This window comes from Roseibium sp. MMSF_3544 (assembly GCF_030732845.1).
In the GTDB taxonomy this organism is placed as follows: Bacteria; Pseudomonadota; Alphaproteobacteria; order Rhizobiales; family Stappiaceae; genus Roseibium.
In genome coordinates this window covers 21,668-43,984 of the sequence record NZ_JASHKA010000033.1, presented here as the reverse complement: position 1 = coordinate 43,984, position 22,317 = coordinate 21,668, and the positions used below count along the sequence as shown (strand labels likewise).

The 22,317-nt window shown below is 57.2% G+C and carries 22 protein-coding genes and 1 tRNA gene; 16 read left to right on the top strand and 7 right to left on the bottom strand.

Annotated elements, in window-relative coordinates; genetic code table 11:
- The first annotated feature begins 8 nt into the window (after window positions 1–8).
- Complete coding sequence (locus RBB47_RS28390; protein ID WP_305989301.1) at window positions 9–878, top strand: S9 family peptidase; 870 nt, start codon at window positions 9–11, stop codon at window positions 876–878.
- On the top strand, window positions 878–1,372 hold the full coding sequence (locus RBB47_RS28385; RefSeq protein ID WP_305989300.1) for an SRPBCC domain-containing protein: 495 nt from the start codon (window positions 878–880) through the stop codon (window positions 1,370–1,372). The genes RBB47_RS28390 and RBB47_RS28385 overlap by 1 nt, the downstream gene beginning before the upstream one ends.
- A gap of 24 nt (window positions 1,373–1,396) precedes the next feature.
- On the opposite strand, the gene RBB47_RS28380 is transcribed toward RBB47_RS28385, so the two are convergent.
- Complete coding sequence (locus RBB47_RS28380) at window positions 1,397–2,104, bottom strand: IclR family transcriptional regulator (protein ID WP_305989299.1); 708 nt, start codon at window positions 2,102–2,104, stop codon at window positions 1,397–1,399.
- 133 nt (window positions 2,105–2,237) lie between these two features.
- Here RBB47_RS28380 and RBB47_RS28375 point away from each other — a divergent pair, with 133 nt between their 5' ends.
- From RBB47_RS28375 to RBB47_RS28355, 5 genes are read left to right on the top strand one after another with little or no spacing between them, the layout of a single operon-like run.
- Window positions 2,238–3,698, top strand: a complete 1,461-nt coding sequence (locus RBB47_RS28375; RefSeq protein ID WP_305989298.1) for an aldehyde dehydrogenase — start codon at window positions 2,238–2,240, stop codon at window positions 3,696–3,698.
- Window positions 3,699–3,746: 48 nt separating this feature from the next.
- The gene (locus tag RBB47_RS28370) at window positions 3,747–5,480 is read left to right on the top strand and encodes a thiamine pyrophosphate-requiring protein (RefSeq protein ID WP_305989297.1); all 1,734 of its coding nucleotides are present in this window, start codon (window positions 3,747–3,749) and stop codon (window positions 5,478–5,480) included.
- Between the two features lie 37 nt (window positions 5,481–5,517).
- Complete coding sequence (locus tag RBB47_RS28365; RefSeq protein ID WP_305989296.1) at window positions 5,518–6,513, top strand: TRAP transporter substrate-binding protein; 996 nt, start codon at window positions 5,518–5,520, stop codon at window positions 6,511–6,513.
- 5 nt (window positions 6,514–6,518) lie between these two features.
- Window positions 6,519–7,031, top strand: a complete 513-nt coding sequence (locus RBB47_RS28360) for a TRAP transporter small permease (RefSeq protein WP_305989295.1) — start codon at window positions 6,519–6,521, stop codon at window positions 7,029–7,031.
- Complete coding sequence (locus RBB47_RS28355; protein WP_305989294.1) at window positions 7,024–8,325, top strand: TRAP transporter large permease; 1,302 nt, start codon at window positions 7,024–7,026, stop codon at window positions 8,323–8,325. Before RBB47_RS28360 ends, RBB47_RS28355 begins: the two co-directional genes overlap by 8 nt.
- Before the next feature lie 173 nt (window positions 8,326–8,498).
- Here RBB47_RS28355 and RBB47_RS28350 read toward each other — a convergent pair whose 3' ends face one another.
- The 3 genes from RBB47_RS28350 to RBB47_RS28340 form a co-directional block, all read right to left on the bottom strand.
- A complete protein-coding gene (locus RBB47_RS28350) occupies window positions 8,499–10,664 on the bottom strand; it encodes a hypothetical protein (protein ID WP_305989293.1) in 2,166 nt (721 codons plus the stop codon).
- A 132-nt stretch (window positions 10,665–10,796) separates the two neighbouring features.
- Window positions 10,797–11,939, bottom strand: coding sequence for a tRNA epoxyqueuosine(34) reductase QueG (queG, locus tag RBB47_RS28345; protein WP_305989292.1), 1,143 nt, complete (start codon window positions 11,937–11,939; stop codon window positions 10,797–10,799).
- 18 nt (window positions 11,940–11,957) lie between these two features.
- Window positions 11,958–12,650, bottom strand: a complete 693-nt coding sequence (locus tag RBB47_RS28340; RefSeq protein WP_305989291.1) for a glutathione S-transferase family protein — start codon at window positions 12,648–12,650, stop codon at window positions 11,958–11,960.
- A gap of 202 nt (window positions 12,651–12,852) precedes the next feature.
- Here RBB47_RS28340 and RBB47_RS28335 point away from each other — a divergent pair, with 202 nt between their 5' ends.
- Complete coding sequence (locus RBB47_RS28335) at window positions 12,853–13,659, top strand: undecaprenyl-diphosphate phosphatase (protein WP_305989290.1); 807 nt, start codon at window positions 12,853–12,855, stop codon at window positions 13,657–13,659.
- Here RBB47_RS28335 and RBB47_RS28330 read toward each other — a convergent pair.
- On the bottom strand, window positions 13,651–14,679 hold the full coding sequence (locus RBB47_RS28330) for a YafY family protein (RefSeq protein ID WP_305989289.1): 1,029 nt from the start codon (window positions 14,677–14,679) through the stop codon (window positions 13,651–13,653). The two genes, RBB47_RS28335 and RBB47_RS28330, sit on opposite strands and share 9 nt — an antisense overlap.
- Before the next feature lie 147 nt (window positions 14,680–14,826).
- Here RBB47_RS28330 and RBB47_RS28325 point away from each other — a divergent pair, with 147 nt between their 5' ends.
- Window positions 14,827–15,060: a DUF1127 domain-containing protein gene (locus RBB47_RS28325; RefSeq protein WP_305989288.1), complete on the top strand. Its 234-nt coding sequence runs from the start codon at window positions 14,827–14,829 to the stop codon at window positions 15,058–15,060.
- Between the two features lie 27 nt (window positions 15,061–15,087).
- Here the strand turns inward: RBB47_RS28325 and RBB47_RS28320 are convergent, their stop codons facing one another.
- Together RBB47_RS28320 and RBB47_RS28315 are read right to left on the bottom strand one after the other, a co-directional pair.
- Window positions 15,088–16,341, bottom strand: coding sequence for an MFS transporter (locus tag RBB47_RS28320; protein ID WP_305989287.1), 1,254 nt, complete (start codon window positions 16,339–16,341; stop codon window positions 15,088–15,090).
- Between the two features lie 107 nt (window positions 16,342–16,448).
- On the bottom strand, window positions 16,449–17,423 hold the full coding sequence (locus tag RBB47_RS28315; RefSeq protein ID WP_305989286.1) for a complex I NDUFA9 subunit family protein: 975 nt from the start codon (window positions 17,421–17,423) through the stop codon (window positions 16,449–16,451).
- 176 nt (window positions 17,424–17,599) lie between these two features.
- On the opposite strand from RBB47_RS28315, the gene RBB47_RS28310 reads away from it, so the two are divergent.
- From RBB47_RS28310 to RBB47_RS28285, 7 genes are all read left to right on the top strand, one after another.
- Window positions 17,600–17,686: transfer RNA gene (locus RBB47_RS28310), tRNA-Leu, on the top strand.
- Window positions 17,687–17,895: 209 nt separating this feature from the next.
- Window positions 17,896–19,080: an integrase arm-type DNA-binding domain-containing protein gene (locus tag RBB47_RS28305; RefSeq protein ID WP_305989285.1), complete on the top strand. Its 1,185-nt coding sequence runs from the start codon at window positions 17,896–17,898 to the stop codon at window positions 19,078–19,080.
- Window positions 19,081–19,174: 94 nt separating this feature from the next.
- Complete coding sequence (locus tag RBB47_RS28300; protein WP_305989284.1) at window positions 19,175–20,032, top strand: hypothetical protein; 858 nt, start codon at window positions 19,175–19,177, stop codon at window positions 20,030–20,032.
- A gap of 101 nt (window positions 20,033–20,133) precedes the next feature.
- Window positions 20,134–20,340 (top strand): AlpA family transcriptional regulator, encoded by a 207-nt coding sequence (locus RBB47_RS28295; protein WP_305989283.1) that lies wholly within the window; start codon window positions 20,134–20,136, stop codon window positions 20,338–20,340.
- Window positions 20,327–20,830: a helix-turn-helix domain-containing protein gene (locus RBB47_RS31055; RefSeq protein WP_371932869.1), complete on the top strand. Its 504-nt coding sequence runs from the start codon at window positions 20,327–20,329 to the stop codon at window positions 20,828–20,830. Before RBB47_RS28295 ends, RBB47_RS31055 begins: the two co-directional genes overlap by 14 nt.
- Window positions 20,823–21,209 carry a hypothetical protein gene (locus tag RBB47_RS28290; protein ID WP_305989282.1) on the top strand — a complete coding sequence of 129 codons (387 nt, stop codon included), beginning with the start codon at window positions 20,823–20,825 and terminating at the stop codon, window positions 21,207–21,209. Before RBB47_RS31055 ends, RBB47_RS28290 begins: the two co-directional genes overlap by 8 nt.
- 3 nt (window positions 21,210–21,212) lie before the next feature.
- Entirely contained in the window at window positions 21,213–21,938 is a 726-nt protein-coding gene (locus tag RBB47_RS28285; RefSeq protein ID WP_305989281.1) for a site-specific integrase, read from the top strand.
- The last annotated feature ends 379 nt before the right edge of the window (window positions 21,939–22,317 follow it).

Sequence of the window (22,317 nt, the reverse complement as noted above, 5' to 3'; positions counted from 1 at the left end):
GTTGGACGATGTTTGGGAACATGATTTCGAACATGATGGTCAAGCCCTTTCAGTCTCCGCTGTTCGACAGCCCGGAGGCCCATGGGCTCGACTATGAGGACGTGGAATTCAAGGCAGAAGATGGCGTCACGCTTCGCGGTTGGCTGATCAAGGGCGGGACCGGCAAGGTGATCGTCCAGAGCCATTTCGGCGTCCAATGCAACCGCGGCGGCTGGACCCCCAAGGGCCACGGCCCGATCGCACCGTGGAAGCAGGACATCAAGTTCCTGCGCCAGGCGAAATACCTTGTCGACCAGGGATACTCTGTTCTCATGTATGACCTGCGCGGTCATGGCGAGAGCGACATCGGCACCATCCCCTGGGTGAGCTGGGGCCCGGAAGAAGCCAAGGACGTGATCGCGGCGGTGGACTTTGCAACGGCAGGGTTCCCGGACGCATCGATCGGTTTGCTCAGCATATGCATGGGATCGGCATCGACCACCTACGCATTCGGCCGCGAGAATGGGCTGGGCAGACGGACGAACCTCAAGGCGATGGTCGCGGTTCAACCTCTTCTCTATACCTGTTTCATCAAGGCGCTTGGCATGCCCGGTTTCATGGCCCGGTCCGGTGAAAAGGTTAGCGAAAAGCGGCTTGGTTTTGACATGTCCACGCCCGACTTCGTCAAAGACGCACCAAAGGTGACGGTGCCCACCCTGGTCGTTCAGAACTCCAACGATCCGTGGACGGAAATGGGCATGGTGCGCGACTACTATGACGCGTTGAGTGTGGAAAAGGACATGATGCTGCTTGATCTGGCGAAAAGCCGGTTTGCAGCCTACGACTATCTCGGAACCCATCCCGAAGAGGTCATGGGCTGGTTCGACAGGTACATGTGATGGTTCTGACCGTATTGAAATGGGGCATTCCCGCGCTCACCATCGCTGCGATCGCCGGCGCGTTCCTGACCAAAAAAACGTTCCACGTGGAGACCATGATCGAGGCTCCCGCCGAGGCCGTCTGGGCCGTCTTGCTCGACACCCGGTCCTACCCCGAATGGAACCCGGTTTTTGTCGAGGCCAATGGCGACTATTCCGAGGGCGCGAAGCTCGCCTACAAGGTTCGTGATCCGAACGGCAATCTGCTTGAAATGACAGGGACGGTTGTCACCATCACACCGTCCAGAGAACTAAGGCAGACCGGCGGTGTTCCTGGGCTTCTGACTTTCGATCATCAATGGCTGCTTGAACCGGTTGACGGCGGCACGAAGGTTATCCAGCACGAAATTGATCGAGGTCTGGGGCTCTGGTTCTGGAATTCGGACTGGATCGAGCCGTCCTATGCGAAAACGCTGGACGCGTTGAAGAAGCGGGTAGAGCAATCGGCCGATTGAACTGCCGTGTGTTGCCGGCTCAGGTCAAAGATGAATCTGAGCCGCCGCGGCCTTTAGAATCGGCAGTGCATTTTCAACCATTTCGTCATCAAACCGGCTCAGCATTCCAAATGTTGAAAGTGTGAGGGCAACCTCACCGTTCCTGCCGCGCACCGGCACGGCAAGCGCACCGATGTCCGGTTCGTTCTCGCCGCTGTTGCGCGCGTAGTCTTGCGCCTTGATCTGTTCCAGCTCTGGCGCCGTCGGCTCTGCGGCACCTTCCAGCCAGTCCTTCACGTCTTCTTCCGACATGTTTGCGAGCCACAGACGTCCTTGCGCTGTAACCCCAATCGGGAGAACAGTTCCCACGTTTATGTTCACGGTGAGCGGCCGGTCTGACGGCGCAACTGCAATGCAGGTCGGCCCCTTCCGCCCCAGACGGCACACCATCACGGATTCATGAAGTTTGCGGGCGAGATCCGAGACGATTGGTTGCAACTTTATCGCCAACGGGTTGGTGATTTCCGCAAGTCGACCAAGTTCCTGAATACCAGCTCCCAGTGAAAAATACCCCCGGCGATAGCTGACCAGGGCACCGCTTTCTTCAAGCGTCAGCAAGAAGCGATGCGCCGTCGCTGTGTTCATCCCGAACTCGGAAGCCACTGTACTTGCGGAGATTTCGGGACGCTCCGGCGTAATGAGTCGCAGAATCGAGAAAGCCTTCAGAACGGATCCGTTCAGGGGTGTGCTCATGTCCTAGATCTCTTCTCGTTGTCGTCTGCGAGGGGTTTCTTCCTTTTGAACCATTCGCACTCGCTTGACAATCTAATCTGCATATGTCAAATAGTGAGAAATAAATCTTATTAATTGAGATTTGGAGGAAGAGATGTCAAATGTCCGCGCCGTTAGTGCGCTGATCGCGAATGAGGATTTAGTCTCGCAAGAAAGCGCTGTCTTTGAGCGCAGGGATCCGGTGACCTCGCAGATCGTAACCGTCGCAACCGCCTGTAAATCGGCCGAAGTCGATCTCGCGGTCCAGGCTGCCGACAAGGCATTCCCATCGTGGTCGGAGACCTCTCCCAATCAACGGCGCACAATCCTCAATTCCTGCGCGGACGCTCTTGAGGCGCGCAAAGGGGAAATCGCCGAGCTCGGATCCCGGGAACTGGGCATGACGATGGCCTGGATCGGGTTCAACGTGATGTTGGCTGCGCGAATGTTGCGCGAGGCAGCCTCGCTAACGACGCAGATCAAGGGCGAGATCATTCCGGCTGACAAGCCTGGCACCCTGGCCATGGGTTACCGTCAGCCGATCGGCGTTCTTGTTGGAATGGCCCCCTGGAATGCTCCCGTCATTTTGGGCGTGCGTAGTTTTGCAATGCCAATCGCATGCGGCAATACCGTTGTGATGAAGGCATCAGAAAAGTGTCCCGGCCTACATCGGCTGATCGGCGACTGCATGAAAGATGGCGGTCTGCCAGGCGGCGTTCTCAACATCATTACGCATTCAGCCGCTGACGGTCCCGAAGTGGTGAACGCGTTGGTGGACCATCCCCTCACCCGGCGCATCAACTTTACCGGTTCAACTCGTGTTGGTCAGATCATTGCGGAGCGCGCCGCGAGACACCTGAAGCCTTGCCTTTTGGAACTTGGCGGAAAAGCGCCACAGATCGTTCTCGAGGATGCGGACATCTCTGGGGCCGTGAACGCTGCTGCCTTCGGTGCGTTCTTCAATCAAGGCCAAATCTGCATGTCGACCGAGAAGATCATCGTTCTCGAGGCCGTTGCCGACACGTTCATCGAAGCGTTTGTTGCAAAAACCAAAAGCCTGAAAACAGGTCGGCCTGAAGAAACGATCCATATCGGGTCCGTTGTTGACCGGGACACAATCGACCATGTCAACCGCCTCATCGGCGACGCCCTGGAAAAGGGTGCTGAGCTCCTTTGCGGAGGCGCTCCAGAAGAAGGCACAATCATGCCGCCGACGATCGTGGCTGGTGTAACGCCCGAGATGGACATCTACCACGCCGAAAGCTTCGGGCCGGTCACGACTGTCATGCGGGCGCGCGATGAAGACCACGCCATCGAAATCGCCAACGACACGCCCTATGGCCTGACGGCATCCGTCTTCGGCAAGGACACAAGGCACGCTTTCGAAGTCGCCAAACGACTGCAAACGGGCATCGCACACATCAACGGTCCCTCAGTTGGAGATGAAGCGCATATGCCGTTCGGCGGCACCAAGGCCTCGGGCTACGGGCGTTTCGGTGGAACAGCGGCGATCAACGAATTTACTGAGCTGCGTTGGATCACCATCGAGGACCCGAACCAGCACTACCCGATCTGATGTGACATCTCCCGGACAACCATCCGGGATCATCATCCGGAGATCAAAATGCTCGAAAAATCCACCACGGGTGCACCCGGCAGCGTGCGGGCCGGAGGGGCTCTCTTTGGCAAACTCAAGGCCCTTGGGGTCGACTATGTCTTCACCAATTCAGGTACGGATTTTCCGCCGATCATCGAAGGACTGATCGAGGCGGACCGGAAGAATATTGATCTGCCGACGCCTGTTGTTTGCCCCCACGAAAACCTGGCGATGGGTATGGCGCACGGTTACTACCAGATTTCGGGCCGGATGCAGTCGGTCATGTTGCACACCAATGTCGGCCTCTCCAACGGTGCCACCGGTGCGATCAATGCCTGGTGTGACCAGATCCCGATGTTTCTCATGTCCGGTCGAACGCCCGTGATGGAAAAGGAGCGTTTCGGGGCCCGCACTGTTCCAATCGGCTGGGGCCAGGAAATGTTCGACCAGGCCTCACTTGTGCGCGAATGCACCAAGTGGGATTACGAACTGCGGTTTCCTGAGCAGGTGTCAGACCTGTTCGACCGGGCCTGGGCAATTTCAAATTCGACACCCAAGGGACCTGTCTACCTGAGTCTTCCACGCGAGGTATTGTGTGAGGAGACCTCTACGGAGGGTCTGGCCGCAGCCTCCTCCATGACACCAGTCTTCACAGCGCCCGACAAAGAGGCACTTGCCAAAGCGGCGGAACTGTTGGCGACCGCAAAAAGCCCGCTGATCATTGCACAGCGCGGTGCTGGTTCTGCGGAAGCGTTCGCCGCGCTCTCTGAATTCGTCCAGGATTGGTCGCTGCCGTTATCCCACTACTGGGCAAACCAGATCGCAATTCCAATGTCCAATCCGATGCATATCGGTTGGAACCCGAATGCGTTCCTGGGCGAAGCCGACGTCATTCTGGTTCTGAACGCCTTGGCACCCTGGTGGCCGGATCAGGTAACCCTTCGCGAGGATGTCAAGGTTATCCAGCTGGGTCCCGACCCTCTCTTTTCGCGTACGCCCGTCCGCAATTTTCCAGCCGACGTCGCGCTCGCAGGTGAGCTTGCACCCACCATTCTCGACCTGATTGACGCCGTGAACCTTCATCCGCGGGATGACGTACTGTTGACGCAACGCCGCGCGCGGGTTGAAGCGGCAGCTGCTGCTGATCGCGAAATGGTACGCAAGCATGCACAGAGCGGCAACGGCTCGCCAATGAGCAAGGAATGGGTCAGCCATTGTCTCGGGCGGGCCATCACGGGCAGAAAAGCCTCTGTCTTTCACGAACTTGGTTGCCCGTTGCCACCACTCGAACTTGAGGATCATCTCAGCTACTTCCAGGAACCGCATTCAGGTGGTCTTGGCTGGGGTCTTCCTGCGGCTCTGGGTGCACAGCTCGCCGATCGTGATCGCCTTGTCATCGCGACCATGGGCGATGGCAGCTACATGTTTGCTAACCCGACCGTGTGTCACCAGGTGGCCGAGGCGCTCGAACTGCCCCTGATCGTCCTTGTTCTCAACAACGAGGAATGGGGGGCCGTTCGTCACTCCGCGGAAGGACTCTACAAGGGCGGTCTTGCAAGACAATCCAACGACGTCCCGCTCACCTCGCTGAGACCCAGCCCAGATTTTACCAAGACTGCCGAAGCCAGCCGCGCCTACACGGAGACGGTTACGGCAGGCGATGCGCTTCCGGCGGCCCTGGACCGGGCAATCCAGGTCGCCACGACGGAAAAACGTCAGGTTCTCCTGAACATCGCAATCGAGAGAACCAGCCCGCACTAGCCCGCAACCTCACATCCCGACACTGAAGGAGGAGCATATGTCCATTCAACGGAAACTCGCGCTCGGCGCTGCGGCCATTGCCATGTCTTTGGCCGCTTACTCAGCGAAAGCGGAAGAACTGAAACTCGCCCATTTTGCATCGACAAAGTACCCACTGCATGTGGAGCTCATGACCCCCCTCTCGGAGCAGATTGCCGAAAAGAGTGGTGGAGACCTGACGATCCGCATTTATCCGGGTGGCGAGCTTGGCGCCGGGCCGGCAAAGCAATATGACCGGGCCGTTGACGGTGTCGCCGATATCACCCTGGCCTTGCCGGGATACACGGCTTCACAATTCAAGAAGACGCTCCTGGTGGAGCTGCCGGGTGTCGTCCCGGCAGGCAAGGACGTGACGGCAACTTTCTGGGACAATATTGACGAGGTTTCCAAGGAGTTTCGCCGCACAAAGCTGCTTGCACTCTGGTCCAATCCCCCGGGCGTTTTGATGACGGCGAACAAACCCATTCGCTCGCTTGAGGACGTTAAGGGTCTGAAGATCCGCGTACCGTCCAAAAATGTTGGCCGAGTTGCCGCTGCGTGGGGGGCGACGCCTGTCTCCATGCCGATCACGGAGGTTTACAACTCTCTGGCAACGGGCGTCATTGATGGCGTCCTGGTGGACGCATCAGTTTTGAACAGCTTCAAACTCAAGGAAGTCGCGAACCATGTGACCACGGGCATGAACTCCACCAACTCTCCGATGATGCTGGTCATGAACCGGGACAGCTGGAAAGACCTCGGTGAAGAAAAACAGGCTGTCTTGGAAGGTCTCGCCGGTGCAACCCTGTCGGAAGCAGGACGAAAGACTCAGGCCGCCGGTGCAGAGCGTGCACTCAAGGCTTTCTCGGATATGGGCAAGGAAATCATCGAACTCAGCCCCGAGGAAGCTGCCAAGTTCAACGCCGCAACCGACGCCTTGATCGAAGAAGTCGTTGCAGAACTTGAAAGCGACGGCGTCGACGCCGGTGCTTATGTGAACGCGCTGCGGCAGTAAGTCCGATGGCCGAGCAGACGTCAAAAAAAAGCGTTCAGGGTCTCCCTGAACGCGTCCTCGCTCTCGCCGCGCTCGCCAGTGGACTGATCCTGTGCGGTGTGATGGTTCTCGTGATGGTTTCGGTGTTCTTCAGATACGTGCTGAGCGCACCTCTGCTTGGCAGTCAGGAAATCGTTCAGCTGGGCATGGTCTTTGTTGTGATGCTGGCCATGCCCTACACCGCCCTGACCAACCAGCATATTCGCGTTGACATATTCGACCCGCGCCTTGGTGAGCTTGGCCGTTACATCTGCGATATCTTCGCCCGTCTGCTCGGTATTTGCGTCCTCTACATGCTGGTTGAAAAAGCCTGGGACAAGATGCTCGATGCCGTCGAGTATGAAGACGTCACCAACATGATTGAACTGCCGCTCTGGACAGCATACGCCGCGATTTGCGCGGGCATGGGTCTCTATATCCTCGTACTGCTGCTCCAGCTTTGGCGTCAGTTCCGGACCGGAGTGCGCGGCTATGAGTGACACGGTTGTCGGCGTTTGGGGCATCGCCGCCCTTTTCCTGTGCCTTGGGCTACGCATACCTGTGGGAATGGCCCTCCTGATGGTTGGCTTTGGTGGCATCTGGTACATGGATGGCTATCGGGCCGCGATCTCGACAATGTCGGCGGAAACCTATTCCTCCGTGTCGTCCTACTCCCTATCGGTCATTCCTCTGTTTGTCCTCATGGGCAATGTTGCCGGAGCGGCTGGTTATTCGCAGCGCCTTTATGATGCCGCCCATGCTTGGGTCGGGCACTTGCGGGGCGGTCTCGCTTCGTCCACGGTTCTTGGCTGTGCTGCCTTTGCGGCAGTCAGCGGATCCTCGGTTGCAACAGCGGTCACGATCGGCAAGGTCGCCTTGCCCGAGATGAAGCGCTACGGCTACGCTGATGGGTTGGCAACAGGCTCGGTCGCCGCTGGCGGCACGCTCGGCATCTTGATCCCGCCGTCAACCGGGTTCGTGCTTTACGCCATTCTGACAGAGGAAAGTATCGGCAAACTCTTCATTGCGGGAGTTCTTCCAGGCATCCTGCTGTCTCTGCTGTTCATTCTGGTGATCATTGGCGTCACCTGGCTCAAACCTGCGCAGGGCCCCGCCGGGCCGAAAACAACGCTCGGCGAGAAAGGACTGGCGTCACTTGCCGCCTTGCCATTGATCCTGGTTATCCTGATATCCATTGGTGGCATCTATGCCGGTGTTTTCACTCCGGTGGAAGCTGCGGGTGTCGGAGCTGGTCTTGTTACTGTGCTGGCGGTCTTGTCGGGCAAAGTGAAGTTCTCAGCCTTTCCCGAAATCCTGCGCGGGACCGTCACAATGACGGCAATGCTGTACCTAATCATCATTGGTGCACATGTCTTTGGGCCGTTTCTGGCGTTGACCCACATCCCGGATACGCTGGCGAACTGGCTGCTGGCGTCGGGTCTCGGTAAATTTGAGACTCTGCTGCTGATCCTTGCAGCCTACATCGTGCTCGGCATGTTCTTCGACGGCCTTGCCATGCTTGTTGTGACACTCCCGGTCGTTTTCCCGATCATCACAGGCCTCGGCTTCGATCCGATCTGGTTCGGCGTCATTGCCGTTATCGTTATCGAGATGGGACTGATTACGCCGCCCGTCGGTATCAATGTCTTTGTGGTGAAGGGTGTCGCAGCCAATGTTCCAATGGCCACAATCTTCCGCGGTGTTTTACCTTTCTGGTTCGCCATGCTGGTTTGCCTGATCATCCTGATCCTGTTCCCGCAGATCGCGTTGTTCTTGCCTTCAAACATGAGTTGACGAGAGGGAGGCATATGCCTTTTCGGTAAACCTGGAAAGATTAGTCTCTCTTGTCTTTCGTGGCTTCACTTGCTCGGCGACTTTGCAAATTTAGGAGCGCAAAGCAAAACGTCATCACTAGAAAAAAGGGCGGCCCCTTGGCCGCCCTTTTCGTTTCAATAACGCTTTATGGCTTAGTTCGCCACGACCTTCACGTTGAGAAGATCCGGAAGCGTTTGAGGCGCTGCCATGCTGCCGAGGATCTGTGCCAGTGGCACGGGATTGGCAGGAGCCAGTGTCACGCTCAGGTCCTTCGGGTCATTCAGGAACTTGGAAACCGCGTCCGTGACCATCTTGGTGAAGGCTTCGTTCTGGATCGGCGCTGTCGCTTCCGTTGCTTGCGCGATCAGAACTTCACGCAGGACCTCTGCCGGCAGCCCCTGGGCTTCCGCGAAGTGTTCAAGGCCTTTGGAAGCCAGTCCGGCGTCCTTGAAGGACAGCGAAGCGTCAACGAACTGAGCGGAGATCGCCGCTATCTGTCCTTGCCCTTCCGGATCTTCAAACAGAGCCTTCGGAACGTTGGCGAAGCGCGCAGACGCCTCCGCCCGGCCGACACCTTCGATATCCACCATCAGGCGCTCAAGGCGCAGTTCAAGCGTTGCTTCGTCCCAGTAGAAACGTGTCTCATCGGACCAGACTACCGTGTCCAGTCCCAGAGCCTGGAACAGTGCCTGCGCTTCCGGTTCGTCGATCACACTGACAGGCACGCGAATGCCGTCGCTCCTGACGTGGAGACTTGTCGGGATCGGCGGCACGGTCGACGAGATCGTCATTTCGGCCTTGCCGATTGCGGTCTGGCCCACATCCGGAATGGTCACGTCCAGGCCTTCGAGTTCATAGGCGAAGGATCTCGGCACAAAGGCACGCGCAACTTCGATCGGGTTGTCCTCGCCGTAGTTCGGGTCAGACATGAGGGTCGCGATCATGGCCTTCATCGGCGTGTATTCGGCGAACTCAATGTCGCCGATCGCGGCCCAGTCAAGCTTCACGGAAGCGCCTTCTGGAAGGTTCGGTGCGTCGAGGCCGACCAGCATCATCTCGCCAATGCCGCTGGACCCGATATTGGTCATCGCCATTTCTTCGATCTTGATTGCCGATTCCAGGCCCGGTCCGATGGGCACGATGACTGACACACCGCTGATGCGCGCATCCCCAAGCGTAAAGGAGCGATAGAACTGGAAAATGTCGGTGATCAGCTCCTCAGGAGACGGAGCCTTCTGGTCAAGCAGATCGTCAAGCAGGCCAAGCACATCATTCTCACGCTTGACCATCGTGACGTTGTCGAGCGTCGCGCGGTCGGCTTCAATCTTGATGGTTATACCGTCGCCAACCTCCTGGGTGGATTTGTAATCCACAGCCGATCCTGATCCGAGAAGGGTCCTTTCCTGGCCACTTTCAGGAACAGACGGGTCGAACAGATCGAAGAACCCTGCCATGTCAATGTCGTTGTAGATCGTCTTTCCCTGGCTGGTGGTTTGCGTCAGCATCTCGCCGGAAGCCGGGTCCAGCGTCTGTATGTTCTGCGTGACCTGATCGATCGAATATTCGTCGACCCGGCCGTCTCTTGCACCGGCAAGCACGTAACCGTCCATTTGCACCGTGCCGGAAAGCACCAGTGTGTCCTCTCCGTTTTCCGTCCCGTAGGCTTCGATGGTTATCCCGGAGCTGTCGACCCTGACTTCGTCATAGGACGTCAGCAAGGAGGCTTTCACGAACGGGAGCCAGCGGCTGACCTGACGGGCGGGATCCTCGGCGGGCAGCTCCGGCAGGACAAATTCGTAATTCGTCGCCGTTATGCCGGACAGGCGTCCTTCCATCTTCAGACGGCCTTCGCCTTCTGCTTCACCGCTGACCACGAGCGCCGTGTCGTCCGAGTAAACCCACTTCTCGGAGGTGTAGGTGTCGTCGTTGCGGGTTAGCCCGGTGATGGTAACCGTCCCGGAACTGATCGAGACCTCGTAGTTCAGATCCGTCAGCTTGGATGGATCGATATCCGTCGGGCCATCGTTGCCCGTGACATCGGTTTCTTCTTTGGGGATGTCCTTGATTGTGCCGCTGAGGGAAAGCTTGCTGTCCGTAAGCGTCAGCGTGTCGGTTCCGGCATCATAGTCGACCGAACCGTTTTCGAAGGTCAGGCCCAGTTTTTTCAGACCCTCGGCATAAGCGTCGAACGCAGCCTTGCCTGTGTCCTGAGCAAATGCGGTGCCCGAAATCAGCACCATTGCCGTGCTGAGCGCCAGCACCTTCGAACGTTGGCCGACCGGTCGGGATATGGATGGAGTTGTGGGCTTAAAAAACAATGTTTTGGCTCCAAATCGGATGATCAGAATAGACCGTCGGAAAACGGTCCGCTCAGATATAGTTGTTTGTCTCAGGCCGTTCCATGACTATGGCGCATTCTTTTTGTGACGTCGAATCCGGAGCTGAGAATTCTAGGTTTCGCCGAGCCGCCACTCGTCCAGAACACGCTCGTCGTGTTCAGTGGCGATGCCGGTGGCTTTCAGCGACCTGTAATGGCTGTCGGTGGCGAGCTTGCTCAGCGCCCAAACCGCGGCCCCCCGGACGAAAGGATCGGGGTCTTCCAAAAGGCGTTCAACCTTGTCAGCCAGGTCCGGACGATTGGAATTGCCCGCAGCGATCAGGACATTGCGCAGGAAACGATTTCGCCCGATGCGCTTGATCGGCGATCCTGAAAAGAGTTTGCGGAACGCGGCATCGTCCAGCTCCAGAAGCATGGCAAGGTCGGGGTTTTTCAGCTCGTCCCGCGCGACAAGCTTGGCTTCGCGCGCCGCGCTCGCAAACTTGTTCCAGGGACAGGCCGCAAGGCAATCGTCGCAGCCATATATCCGGTTGCCCATCGCCGTGCGAAACTTGTGCGGGATGGCGCCGGCATGTTCGATGGTCAGATAGGAGATGCAGCGTCGCGCATCGAGCTGGTAGGGAGCCGGAAAGGCATCGGTCGGGCAGCTCTCGAGGCAGGCGCGGCAGGACCCGCAGTGATCGACTTCGCTGCCGCTTGGGGGCAGTTCCAGCGTCGTGAAAATGGATCCCAGGAAAAACCAGGAACCAAGCTCGCGGGACACCAGATTGGTGTGCTTGCCCTGCCATCCGAGCCCGGCGGCCTGAGCGAGCGGTTTTTCCATGACCGGCGCTGTGTCTACGAAAACCTTGACGTCTCCACCGGCCCGAGAAATCAGAAAGCCCGCCAGTTCTTTCAGGCGGCCTTTGATGACATCGTGATAATCGCGGTGACGTGCATAAACGGAAATGCCGCCGGTACCGGGATCCTCGAGATGCTTCAGAGGATGGTTTTCCGGGGCGTCGTCCGGCCCGTAGTTCATCGCCAGCATGAGCACACTGCGGGCTTCAGGCCAAAGGGAACGCGGTGCGGTACGCCGCTCGGCGGTCTCTTGCATCCAGCCCATCGTTCCGTGGTAGCCCTTATCGAGGAAAGCACGCAGGTGCTCTCCAGCGTCCGGGATACTGTCGGCAGAAGCGATTTTCAGACGGTCGAAACCGAGTGTGTTTGCCTTGTTTTCAAGGTCAGCCAGAAGCTTTTGGGTTTTCTTGTCCAAGTCGTCGACAACGGGTGCTTAAAAGTCCAGGTCCGCATAGGATGCGGCGGGCGGCATGCCCAGTACTTTCTCACCCAGGAGCGGACGCATGCTGGGGCGTGATTTGACGCGCGCATACCAGCTTTTGACGTCCTCTTCGTTGCTCCAGGGCACTTCCCCCAGATAGTCGGCGCAGGAAAGCCCCGCTGCAAGGGCAAAATCGGCAAAGGACAGCCGGTCGCCTGCCAACCAGCGGCGCGAGGCGACCAGATAACCGAAGTATTTCAGGTGGTGGTGGATGTTTGCCCGGGCAACGCGCAGGGCTGCGGAATCGGGTTCGCCGCCACCGGCAGACTTGGGCATGATCTGTTTGTAAATGCGTTCGCGAACCAGGTGCCCGACCACTTCCTGGTCGAATTTCATCAGGCTCCACTCCACCAGCCGCCGTGTTTCCGCTCTGGCTTCAGGGTGGTCCGGCATCAAGCGCCGGTCAGCAACCGCATAACCCCGCGTTTCGTCGAGATATTCCATGATCGGCCCCGGGCCGCAGATCGCCGGACCATCGTTCTCCACAAGGACCGGAACGGTTCCTGCAGCATTCAACATCAACAGTTGCTGGGGCCGATCCCAGGGGTCGACATGCTGCTCTTCAAATGCAGCGCCATATTCGCTCAGAACGAGCCGAATGAACCGGGACGACGGTGAAAACGGATGATGGTAAAGCGTCAGCATGAACGGGTTTAGGGCCTGAACTGTGGCAAGACTAGGGTAAGGACACAGGAATTATGGTCTGAGTTTGCCTCACATATGGTTATCAAGGGTTTGACGTTGCCGCTTTGGTTCTGCAATTAAGCACACGTCAGGCCGTGCCTGAGTCGCAAGATCCACCTGCTCAGTCCGAATTTTAGCAATCCCACGGGAGACAGATCACAAAATGGACGGCCAAACGATTGTCAGCGCTTTGATTTTGGGGATCGTTGAAGGCCTGACGGAGTTTATCCCGGTTTCTTCCACTGGGCACATCCTGTTGCTGGGTCATTTTCTCGGATTTGAAAGCACCGGAAAAACCTTTGAGGTCCTGATACAGCTCGGCGCAATTCTGGCGATCCTGTCGGTTTATTTCGGCAGGCTCTGGAATCTTGCGGTCACGCTTCCAAGCGATGCCACCAGCCGCCGCTTCGTCTTCGGCATCCTGATTGCCTTTCTGCCGGCCGCAGTCATTGGCGTTCTGCTGCACGGTTTCATCAAGGAGGTCCTGTTTGAAACGCCGGCCCTGATCTGCACCACGCTGCTTGTCGGCGGCGTCATTCTTTTGTGGATCGACCGGTTGCCGCTGAGGCCGCGCTACACCAGCGTGATGGAGTACCCGTTGTCGCTTTGTCTCAAGATCGGGTTTTGCCAGTGCCTTGCCATGGTTCCGGGCGTCTCGCGTTCCGGGGCCACAATTGCCGGTGCGCTGCTCATGGGCACAGACAAGCGCTCTGCCGCCGAGTTCTCGTTTTTCCTGGCCATGCCCACCATGGCAGGGGCGTTCGCTTACGATCTTTACAAGAACCGGAATGTCCTTTCAGCCGACGACGCCGTAATCATCACGATCGGTTTCATAGCGTCGTTTGTGTCCGCGGTTTTCGTCGTCAGGAAGCTGCTGGATTTCGTCTCAAGACACGGCTTCGCACCCTTTGCCTGGTGGCGGATCTTTGTCGGACTTGCCGGCTTTGCAGGGCTCTATTTCCTAGGTTGACGTTTTGCGCGGCTTGCCGTCCGCATAGAGCGCGCTCAGTTCCGCCAGTTCACCTGTGAGCTCCAGCCGCAATCCTGCGGGTGACAGCAGTTCCGCGCCCGGGCCCAGCCAACGCACCAGTGGCAGGATACGGGCACGGTCGGTGCTTGGAATGCGGACAAGGATCCTGCCATCCGCCGCCGGTGTGAAGACCGCGTGACGGTAGTACCAGTCCGCGCTCAGCTTTCTGGCCTGTTCGGAGGTGATCAGGATCTTTGCGATTTCCTCTTCCTGTTCCCAGCGCCGCATGGCCTGGGAAAGCCAGGCCCCGCCAAGCAGGGTCTTGATCGAGAAATCCTTGTCGGGCCGGAAGAACAGGCCGCTGATTTCAAGGTTCCGGACCCTGTCCGCCCGGTAGACCTTGACCATTTCCGTGTCGACGCAGCGCCCCGCAAGGTACCAGAGATCCCGGTCGAACATGACACCGTACGGTTCCACATCATGAGCTTTCACGGCATTGCGCGACGGATTTACGTGATCAAATCTGACCCGCTTGCTGTCCAGGATGCCGGCCATGAAACCGTCCAGCGCCGTTTGCCAGTCTTCGGTTGGCTCCGCCTTTGTGCCGGCATGGAAGATATCGGCTGGGATCGGTTCGATGCCGACGATCCGGTCGGCTTCCTTCAGGAGGCCATGGACGGATTTCGGCAGCGAGGCCAGCAGTTTCTTTTCCGCCGAGGTCAGTTCGTCGGCGAGCGGGACAGTCCGGCTGCTGCGCACCAGTGCCATCGCGGCCAGAAGAGCCGCCGTCTCGTTGCGTGTCAGAGCAACAGGCGGCTGGATATATCCGCTCGCCAGCCGGTAGCCGCCTTCGGCGCCGCGCTCCGCATCGACCGGAACGCCGAGTGCAATCAACCTGTCGATGTCGCGGTAGATCGTTCTGAGCGACACCTGGAACCGTTCGGCGAGCACCGTTGCGGGGACAAGTTTACCGCCTGTCAGCAGCAACAGGATGCCGAGCGCACGTTCAATCGGGTTCATGAAAACAGCCTTGGCCGGTTGGTTCGAAAAAAAATCATATCTCTGGAACAGAACGAGATCAAACCTGACTCACAGCTGTCAGGATTGCCCTGTCATTGTCTCCTTGTCCCCAGGAAATGGGGGAGACGAACCCCGAGGAGAAGAGAGATGACCTATGAAGTTGAGACCGTTTTCCGCAGCCGTGCGCAAAGCCGCGGCATTCTGCTTACCGCTCTTCGTGCATGTGCCGATGAGTTCCGCAGGTATTTCAGCAGCAGGTCAACTGCCCGTGCCCTTTCTCATTTGAATGAAGAGGAGTTGCGGGACATTGGCCTCATGCGGACAGAACGCGGTTACCAGAAGCTCCACAGGGATCGAGTGGGCGCGGATTACTGGATATGAACGGATCCGGTGGCTGGCATGGAAATGTCAGCCGCCGGTCTTGCGCAGCAAGGCCTTCACTTCCGGCTTGTTCCAGAGAAGGAACATCACCACCAGTGCCAGAAGCGCACAGGTGATCACGATATAGAATGGCAGGTCGAGATTGATCCCGATCAGCTCCCCACCGACCAGCGACATGACGCCCGCATTGAATGTGAACACCGCGATGGTCACACCCATGACCCAACCCTGTTCTTCTGCACCGACAGACGCCGAAAAGATTGACAAGAGGGTCGGATAGGCGATGCCGAAAATAAAGAAGAAACAGAAGATCGGCACATAGGTCAAAGGCCCGTCCGGAGACAGGATGAACGCCGCCGTCGCCAGGATCCAGACAATGAAGTTTGCCGCGAGGATGCGTTCCTTGGTGAACCGTTTTTGCGCCGGAACCACAAGGAATGTGCTCGAAATCGCGATGGCTGCGCCGATCGTCATCATGGCGAAGCTGCTGCCGAGAACACCATATCCGAACCGGCTGGTGAGATAGTTGTCGACGAAGACGTAGAAGGTGACGTTGGCCAGGTGGAAGAAGAACAGCACGATCGACAACCGGATGACGAGCGGAAAGTCCTTGATCCGCCAGAGCGTGGCGAAGAATTCCGCAGGCCTCAGCGAAAACTCTTCCCGGTCGGCCGGGTCTTCCTTGTAAAAGAGAACCACCAGGAAAACCGCGATCGCGACGAGGACCAGGCACGCATAAAAGGGCAGTTTGACGCTCGCGATGCTGCCGATGAGGATCGGATCGGACAGGAAGCCGCCAATCAGCGGTCCACCCACGAGACCGAAACTGATGCCGAGCATGATGTAGCCCATGTTTCTGGAGAGATCCTCATCATCGGTGCTGCCGTCCACCATGGCCGCCTGGGCAATCGGCTGGTTGCCTGCCGTCAGCCCGGTGATGGCGCGCCCCAGGATGAGCAGCAGGAAGCTGTTCACGTAAAGTGCGATGATGGTCAGCGCATACCCGGCGAAGGCTCCGAACAGACAGATCAGGATGGCGTTCTTGCGCCCGATCTGATCGGAAAGTTTTGCGATATAGGGCGCGCCGAAAAACCAGGACAGAAAGAAGATGCCGATAATGAGGCCGTAGTCGAAATGACGCGCTGCGGTGGACGTGTCCGTGGGCAGGATCGAGGTGCTCGGCTCCATGATCAGGCTGTTGATGATCGGAAAGACCAGGCCCTGACCCAGTAGGTCAACAAAAACGACAAACACCATCGTTATTTTGGCAATCGGCGACATGAGCTCCCCCCGGCACACTCAAGCCTAGGGGAATCACGTCGACGCGGCAACGGATGCCTCTATGAAAAGGCGGAATGGATCCCGCACTGCTGCCTTGTCAGGCCCCTTCAGACCGCGCGATGCGCATCATACTGGCCGTGCTCGCGGAAACGTTCCAGATAGGTGGGCAGAATGGTCGCGAGCGTTGACGTCTCGATTCCAATGCCTTCCAGTGTGCGGCCATCGGACTTGGCGGTCTCTGAAACCACATTGTCGGTCTTGAGCATTTCGACCTGGTCAGCGGTGAGCGGCGCACCCGGGAAAAGCTGCATGACCTTGCCCATGGCAGACGCAATAGGGAAGGGGATCGGCAACAAAGTGCGCGAACGCCGGGTGACCTCGAGCATGTCCTCAAGGCACTCCTTGAAGCTTTTGATCTCCGGACCGCCGAGTTCGTAGGTGGCACCTGGCGTGAGGTCCCCGTCGACAGCCCGGGCGACGGCCTCAGCGACATCACACACATAGACCGGTTGAAACTTGGTCACGCCGCCGCCAATCGACGGTAGGACGGGTGAAAACCGCGCCATTTCGGCGAACTGATTGAAAAAATCGTCTTCCGGACCGAACACGATGGACGGGCGCAGGATGATGCTGTCGGCGAGTGTTTCCAGAACGCCGGCTTCACCGGCCGCCTTGGTGCGCGCATAGGCCGATTTGCTGTCGGCATCGGCACCGATCGCCGAAATATGCGTGATCGCGCTGAGCCCGGCGGAGCGCGCTGCTTCGGCAATCGCGCGCGGACCGAAGGCCTGTACTGCGTCGAAAGTCTGGTTGCCCGAGGGCGCCAGGATGCCGACTGCGTTGACCACTGCGTCCGCGCCGATCACGGCCCGGTCGACGGACCAGCGGTAGCGCAGGTTTGCCTGGACCGGCATGATCTGTCCCGGAACGCCGAGCGGCTGCAAATGCGTCGCCAGATCGGGGCGCCGGACCGCCGCGCGGATTTGATACCCGCGCTTGGCGAGAGCCTGGACGATATGGCGGCCCAAAAACCCGGATCCGCCGAAAACCGTGACGAGTTTGCCATTGAGTGGTGTGGCCATCCTGCAATGCCCTTTGTCGCGTCCTGAACAGGGCCCGGCGCTTCTGTCGACGGGCCTTTCATGGAGTTACTTAGACCTTTGTGCGGCAGGTGTGAAGGGCTCCGGGCCAATGAGCAAAAAAAGTCGCACTTGCCGATTGACAAGAATTGACCCGGCCCTTACAAGCCCCCCTCACAGCCCAGGTGGCGGAACTGGTAGACGCGCTAGCTTCAGGTGCTAGTGCCCTTATGGGCGTGGAGGTTCGAGTCCTCTCCTGGGCACCAAATTCCCGTTTCAGATCGTCCGACAAGATCCAGAAACACCCGAAAAAGCTCCGGTTTTCCGGTGCTTTTTTCGTTTGTGATGTCCGGCGGTGTCCGGCGTGGTGTGTTGGTATCCGGTGCGTTTGTTGGTATATTTGCTGGCAGATTCCCGCGAACGGGCCGCAATTGTTGGTTCCTGAAGTAGCGATTGTTGGTATGATGTGCCCAAAATGCCTTTGACTGACCGGCAGATCCGCAGTTTGAAGACGCCTGAAAAGCCAAAAAAGATAAGCGATGGCGGGGGGTTGCACCTGTTGCACAATCCGAACGGGTCAAAGCTTTGGCGTTTGTCCTACCGGTTTGCTGACAAGCAAAAGACGTTAGCACTCGGAGCCTACCCATATGTGTCTCTTGCCGCGGCCCGTCAGAAACGCGAACTGGCGAAAGGCCAGCTTGCAGACGGGATCGATCCGTCCCAGCAAAAGAAGGTCGAAAAAGCCGAAGCGAAAGTCGCTCACGGCAACACCTTCGGAGCGATTGCCGACGAGCTTCTGAAAAAGGAGGCCCGCGAGGGCAGGGCCAAGTCGACGCTCGATAAGAAACAGTGGGTGCTCAGCCTGGCACGACCGGCGCTTGAGCGCCGTCCCATCAAGGATGTCACCGCATCCGAGATTCTCGCCGTATTGCGCAAGGTGGAAGCACAGGGGAATTACGAAACGGCAAGAAGGCTAAGGGCCACGATCGGACAGGTCTTCCGGTTTGCCATTGCCACGGCTCGCGCAGAAAATGATCCGACGTTTGGCCTCAGGGGTGCTTTGACGGCACCAAAAGTCGAGCACCGTGCCGCTATCACCGACTGGCAACGTCTTGCCGGTCTCATTCGCTGCATATGGGAATACGAAGGCTCCTATGAGACTCGCGCCGCGCTCAAGCTGATGGCTCTACTCTATCCGCGGCCCGGGGAACTCAGACAGGCTGAATGGTCCGAATTCGACCTGGACAAGGCGACTTGGACGATTCCAGCCCAAAGAACCAAGATGCGCAGGGAGCACAGGAAGCCACTACCAGATGCCGCTATCGAAATCCTACAGGACCTGTACAAGTTGACCGGGAGCCGGCCGCTTGCCTTCCCGTCGGTTTCATCGCCGAAGCGCCCGATCAGCGAAAACACCCTGAACGCTGCCTTGCGCCGGATGGGATTCACAAAGGAGGAAATGACATCTCACGGTTTTCGTGCAACGGCTTCTACCTTGCTCAACGAAAGCGGCAAGTGGAACGCGGATGCGATCGAGGCAGAGCTTGGACATGTCGGTGCGGATGAAGTGCGCCGTGCCTATCACCGCGCAGCCTATTGGGAGGGGCGCGTAGAGATGGCAGACTGGTGGGCAATGGAAATACTCGCCCTCATAGACTAGGTCGTAAGTTGTGTATTCCTAAGCTGGATGTTTGCTTGGATGCAAACTATTTGCAAATAGATTGTAATTGGGCGGTTTATCGAGACAGTCGAAAATGCCGGATGATGATCAAATAGAGCAGTTGTTACGCTTGAAGTTCCCTCTCGGGGGTTCGACGTCGAGGCCCGAACGCTCTTCAACGGTGAAATCGGTTGTTGAAAAAGTCGAAGAGCAGAGGAACAAGGCAGCCAAGCTGCGGACTAAGTTAAAAGGATTACCTGCCGAAGAGATCGAGAAGCAGTTGTCGGCCGAAATCGAAAAACAGCAGTCCATAAAGAAAGCAAAATTGGCTGAGCAAGAACGGCAACGGCCTTACAACCAAAAGGGCGCCAAGCCTGATTACAATTACTGGGCAAAACTATCGTATTGGAGCTCGGATGAGTGTGCGGCATTGTCCCTTGGTCGAGATCCGAGAGTGGCAAATTGGGATGCGATTAAAGCCAACACTAAGACTTCTGAATTCGCCGCAGCGTTTGAAGAAAGACGAGAGATCTGTGCTCGTGCAGCGACGATGGGGCAGTTGTCGGCGTCATCGGCTCCTTCGGCATTTCTAACTTGGGCGAACCAAATGCAAGTGTCGGTTCCCGACGAGTTGGTTGCTGCGGTCGAAGAACTTGAAACACAAATAAGCGACCAGAAGTCCAATCATCTGCCAGAACATAATAGACAGCAGCAATCAGGGAAGACCCTGCAAGAGAAGCACTTGGCGACGCGCGAGCGTGAAAGTCTTCTCAAACTCGTAATCAGCATGGCGATTGGTGGATATGGGTATGACCCAAAAGCGAGCAGGTCAAGCACCGCAAAAGATATTGCCAGCGACCTTCAACAAATAGGACTATCTTTAGACGAGGACACTGTCCGAAAATACCTGAAAGAGGCCAAAGGCCTGCTCCCTGGCGACTTAACTGAATAGACGCCCGCTAACCGAATTCGGTTTAGCCCTAACTGAATTCGGCCTCAAAAACGTTTGATCTTCATAAAACCACCTCGTTCTTAAACGCACGAGGTGGTTTCATGTCAGACCAATTTGAACTTTCCCAGACCGGCTTCCTCCGGTTGAAATCCATCATCGCTCCCAACGGTCCTATTCCCGTCAGCAAGTCCACGTGGTGGGTGGGAGTCAAAGACGGACGCTTTCCCAAGCCGGTAAAGCTGGGCGAACGCATCACCGTCTGGCGCGTCGAAGACATCCGGGCGCTTTTGGAAAATGGGGCTGCCTGAGATGCCCGGTAAGCGTCCGTCAGGGCGTCTGGTCAAAACGCATCGCAGCTACACGGTCGGTGAAGCCGCGCGGGTGCTGAACGTTTGCAAAGGTACGATTAGGCGATACCTGAAAGACGGGCTTCCTTGCCTGAATGAGCAACGCCCGCTTCTCATCCTTGGGCAGGACTTGAAGGCCTTCCTGAACGCAAAACGAAAGCCGAAACAAACCTGCCGCATCGATCAGTGCTTTTGCATGTCCTGCAAGGCACCCCGCAAGCCTGCCTTCAATGAGGTGGAATTCCAACCGACAAAAGCCGGGCGCGGCAATATCCGCGCGCTCTGTGAAGTCTGCTCCACTGTGATGCACAAGGCAGTGTCAGCGTTTGGCTTGAAGGCTCTAGGGGACATTTTAACGGTGACAGAAGTGCGGGCGGATACACGCCTAAGAGATGGCAATTCTCCCAGCACAAATGAGCACTTCAAACAGGATCCAGAAACCCATGCGTAAGCACCACCCCAAGAACGAACGGATCAAGCGTCACTATCTCGCTTATCTGGAAGAAGCGAAACGCATGTCGGAAAAGACGACGGACCAGGTTGCGGCAGCGATTGCCATGTTCGAGGCATTGTCGGGCTACAAGGACTTTGCGCTCTTCAGGATCGAGCAGGCACGCAAATTCAAGCGCGATATGGCCGACCACATCGATCCAGAAACCAGAAGGCCCATGGCGAAAGCAACCATGAGGTCATGGCTTGGTCACCTCAAGGCGTTCTTTCACTGGCTGGCAGGTCAGCCCGGCTACAAGTCAAAGATCAGCTATTCTGATTCTGACTATTTCAATCTGTCGGCGAACGACACCCGCATTGCCACAGCAAAGCGCGAATAGCCCGTGCCCAGCGCTGAGCAAATCCGACATGTTTTGAATTCGATGAAGGCCGGGACCGATATCGAAAAGCGAAACAGGGCGCTGGTCGCCTTTACGTTTCTGACCGGCGTGCGAGATGACGCGCTAGCGTCTCTGTCGCTAAAGCATGTTGATCTGGAAAACCGCAAGATCTTTCAGGATGCGCGCGACGTGCGTACCAAGAATCGCAAGACGGTGACCACATGGTTTTTCCCGGTGGGTGAAATCGTTGAGCAGATTGTGTGTGATTGGATTGGGTTTCTCACAAGCGACGGCCTCTATGGCCTGGATGATCCGTTGTTTCCGTCAACGCGGGTAGGCGTCTCCGTGACCGGTGACTTTGCTGCAGTCGGCCTGACACGCGACCATTGGTCGAACGCCGGAGCCATCCGCAAGGTATTCAAACAGGCATTCGAAGATGCTGGGTTGCCCTACTTCAATCCACACAGCTTCCGCAAAACGCTAGCTCAAATCGGCGAACGCACCTGCCGTGCACCGGAAGAGTTTAAGGCCTGGAGCCAGACCCTTGGCCATGAAAACGTCCTCACAACCTTTACCAGCTACGGCGAAGTTTCCGGCCACAGGCAGGTGGAGATTTCAATGTCTCTCAAATCATCTCCGGACGAACCAAGTGCACCTGGATGTGAAGTTCCAGGCACATCCACCATAGACAAGGTTTTGCGACACTTGTCGGTTCGAAACAGCAACTGAATATTTAACTCACCACATTTTTTGGGCTTTTGAGATTCTCTGGATTTCGAAAAATGAACAGTCGCGATGCAAGCGGTGGATGCAACCAAGCGGAGTCAGATTTAGGAACGCATTAAGTGTCGCAAAATCAACACCATTTCGCGGCAAGAGTTTCAACGTCCTTCAAATCAGTGACGCAGGACGTCGGAAAAATATTGGTCGACGTAAATTGGCCCTGTGAGGAAAGGTTCATGTTGGCGCAATGTAGATCAATGTTTAAAGAAAGAAATGCGGTATTGCAGCTATTGCGAAACAATCGAAAAAAATCTCAGGTTGCAAAATGGATCGCGCAAGCGTTAGACAATGAGCGCTAAGGCGTTATGCAGTTAGCGCAAAACGA

Bases quoted from the DNA above. Each gene is read 5' to 3' on its own strand.
- RBB47_RS28355 (WP_305989294.1), top strand. From the start codon at position 7,024: ATGAGTGACACGGTTGTCGGCGTTTGGGGCATCGCCGCCCTTTTCCTG.
- RBB47_RS28390 (WP_305989301.1), top strand. From the start codon at position 9: ATGTTTGGGAACATGATTTCGAACATGATGGTCAAGCCCTTTCAGTCT.
- RBB47_RS28290 (WP_305989282.1), top strand. From the start codon at position 20,823: ATGCGTAAGCACCACCCCAAGAACGAACGGATCAAGCGTCACTATCTC.
- RBB47_RS28370 (WP_305989297.1), top strand. From the start codon at position 3,747: ATGCTCGAAAAATCCACCACGGGTGCACCCGGCAGCGTGCGGGCCGGA.
- RBB47_RS28385 (WP_305989300.1), top strand. From the start codon at position 878: ATGGTTCTGACCGTATTGAAATGGGGCATTCCCGCGCTCACCATCGCT.
- RBB47_RS28335 (WP_305989290.1), top strand. From the start codon at position 12,853: ATGGACGGCCAAACGATTGTCAGCGCTTTGATTTTGGGGATCGTTGAA.
- RBB47_RS28305 (WP_305989285.1), top strand. From the start codon at position 17,896: ATGCCTTTGACTGACCGGCAGATCCGCAGTTTGAAGACGCCTGAAAAG.
- RBB47_RS28360 (WP_305989295.1), top strand. From the start codon at position 6,519: ATGGCCGAGCAGACGTCAAAAAAAAGCGTTCAGGGTCTCCCTGAACGC.
- RBB47_RS28330 (WP_305989289.1), bottom strand. From the start codon at position 14,679: ATGAACCCGATTGAACGTGCGCTCGGCATCCTGTTGCTGCTGACAGGC.
- RBB47_RS28340 (WP_305989291.1), bottom strand. From the start codon at position 12,650: ATGCTGACGCTTTACCATCATCCGTTTTCACCGTCGTCCCGGTTCATT.
- RBB47_RS31055 (WP_371932869.1), top strand. From the start codon at position 20,327: ATGGGGCTGCCTGAGATGCCCGGTAAGCGTCCGTCAGGGCGTCTGGTC.
- RBB47_RS28380 (WP_305989299.1), bottom strand. From the start codon at position 2,104: ATGAGCACACCCCTGAACGGATCCGTTCTGAAGGCTTTCTCGATTCTG.
- RBB47_RS28375 (WP_305989298.1), top strand. From the start codon at position 2,238: ATGTCAAATGTCCGCGCCGTTAGTGCGCTGATCGCGAATGAGGATTTA.
- RBB47_RS28365 (WP_305989296.1), top strand. From the start codon at position 5,518: ATGTCCATTCAACGGAAACTCGCGCTCGGCGCTGCGGCCATTGCCATG.
- RBB47_RS28325 (WP_305989288.1), top strand. From the start codon at position 14,827: ATGACCTATGAAGTTGAGACCGTTTTCCGCAGCCGTGCGCAAAGCCGC.
- RBB47_RS28295 (WP_305989283.1), top strand. From the start codon at position 20,134: ATGTCAGACCAATTTGAACTTTCCCAGACCGGCTTCCTCCGGTTGAAA.
- RBB47_RS28300 (WP_305989284.1), top strand. From the start codon at position 19,175: ATGCCGGATGATGATCAAATAGAGCAGTTGTTACGCTTGAAGTTCCCT.
- RBB47_RS28315 (WP_305989286.1), bottom strand. From the start codon at position 17,423: ATGGCCACACCACTCAATGGCAAACTCGTCACGGTTTTCGGCGGATCC.
- RBB47_RS28320 (WP_305989287.1), bottom strand. From the start codon at position 16,341: ATGTCGCCGATTGCCAAAATAACGATGGTGTTTGTCGTTTTTGTTGAC.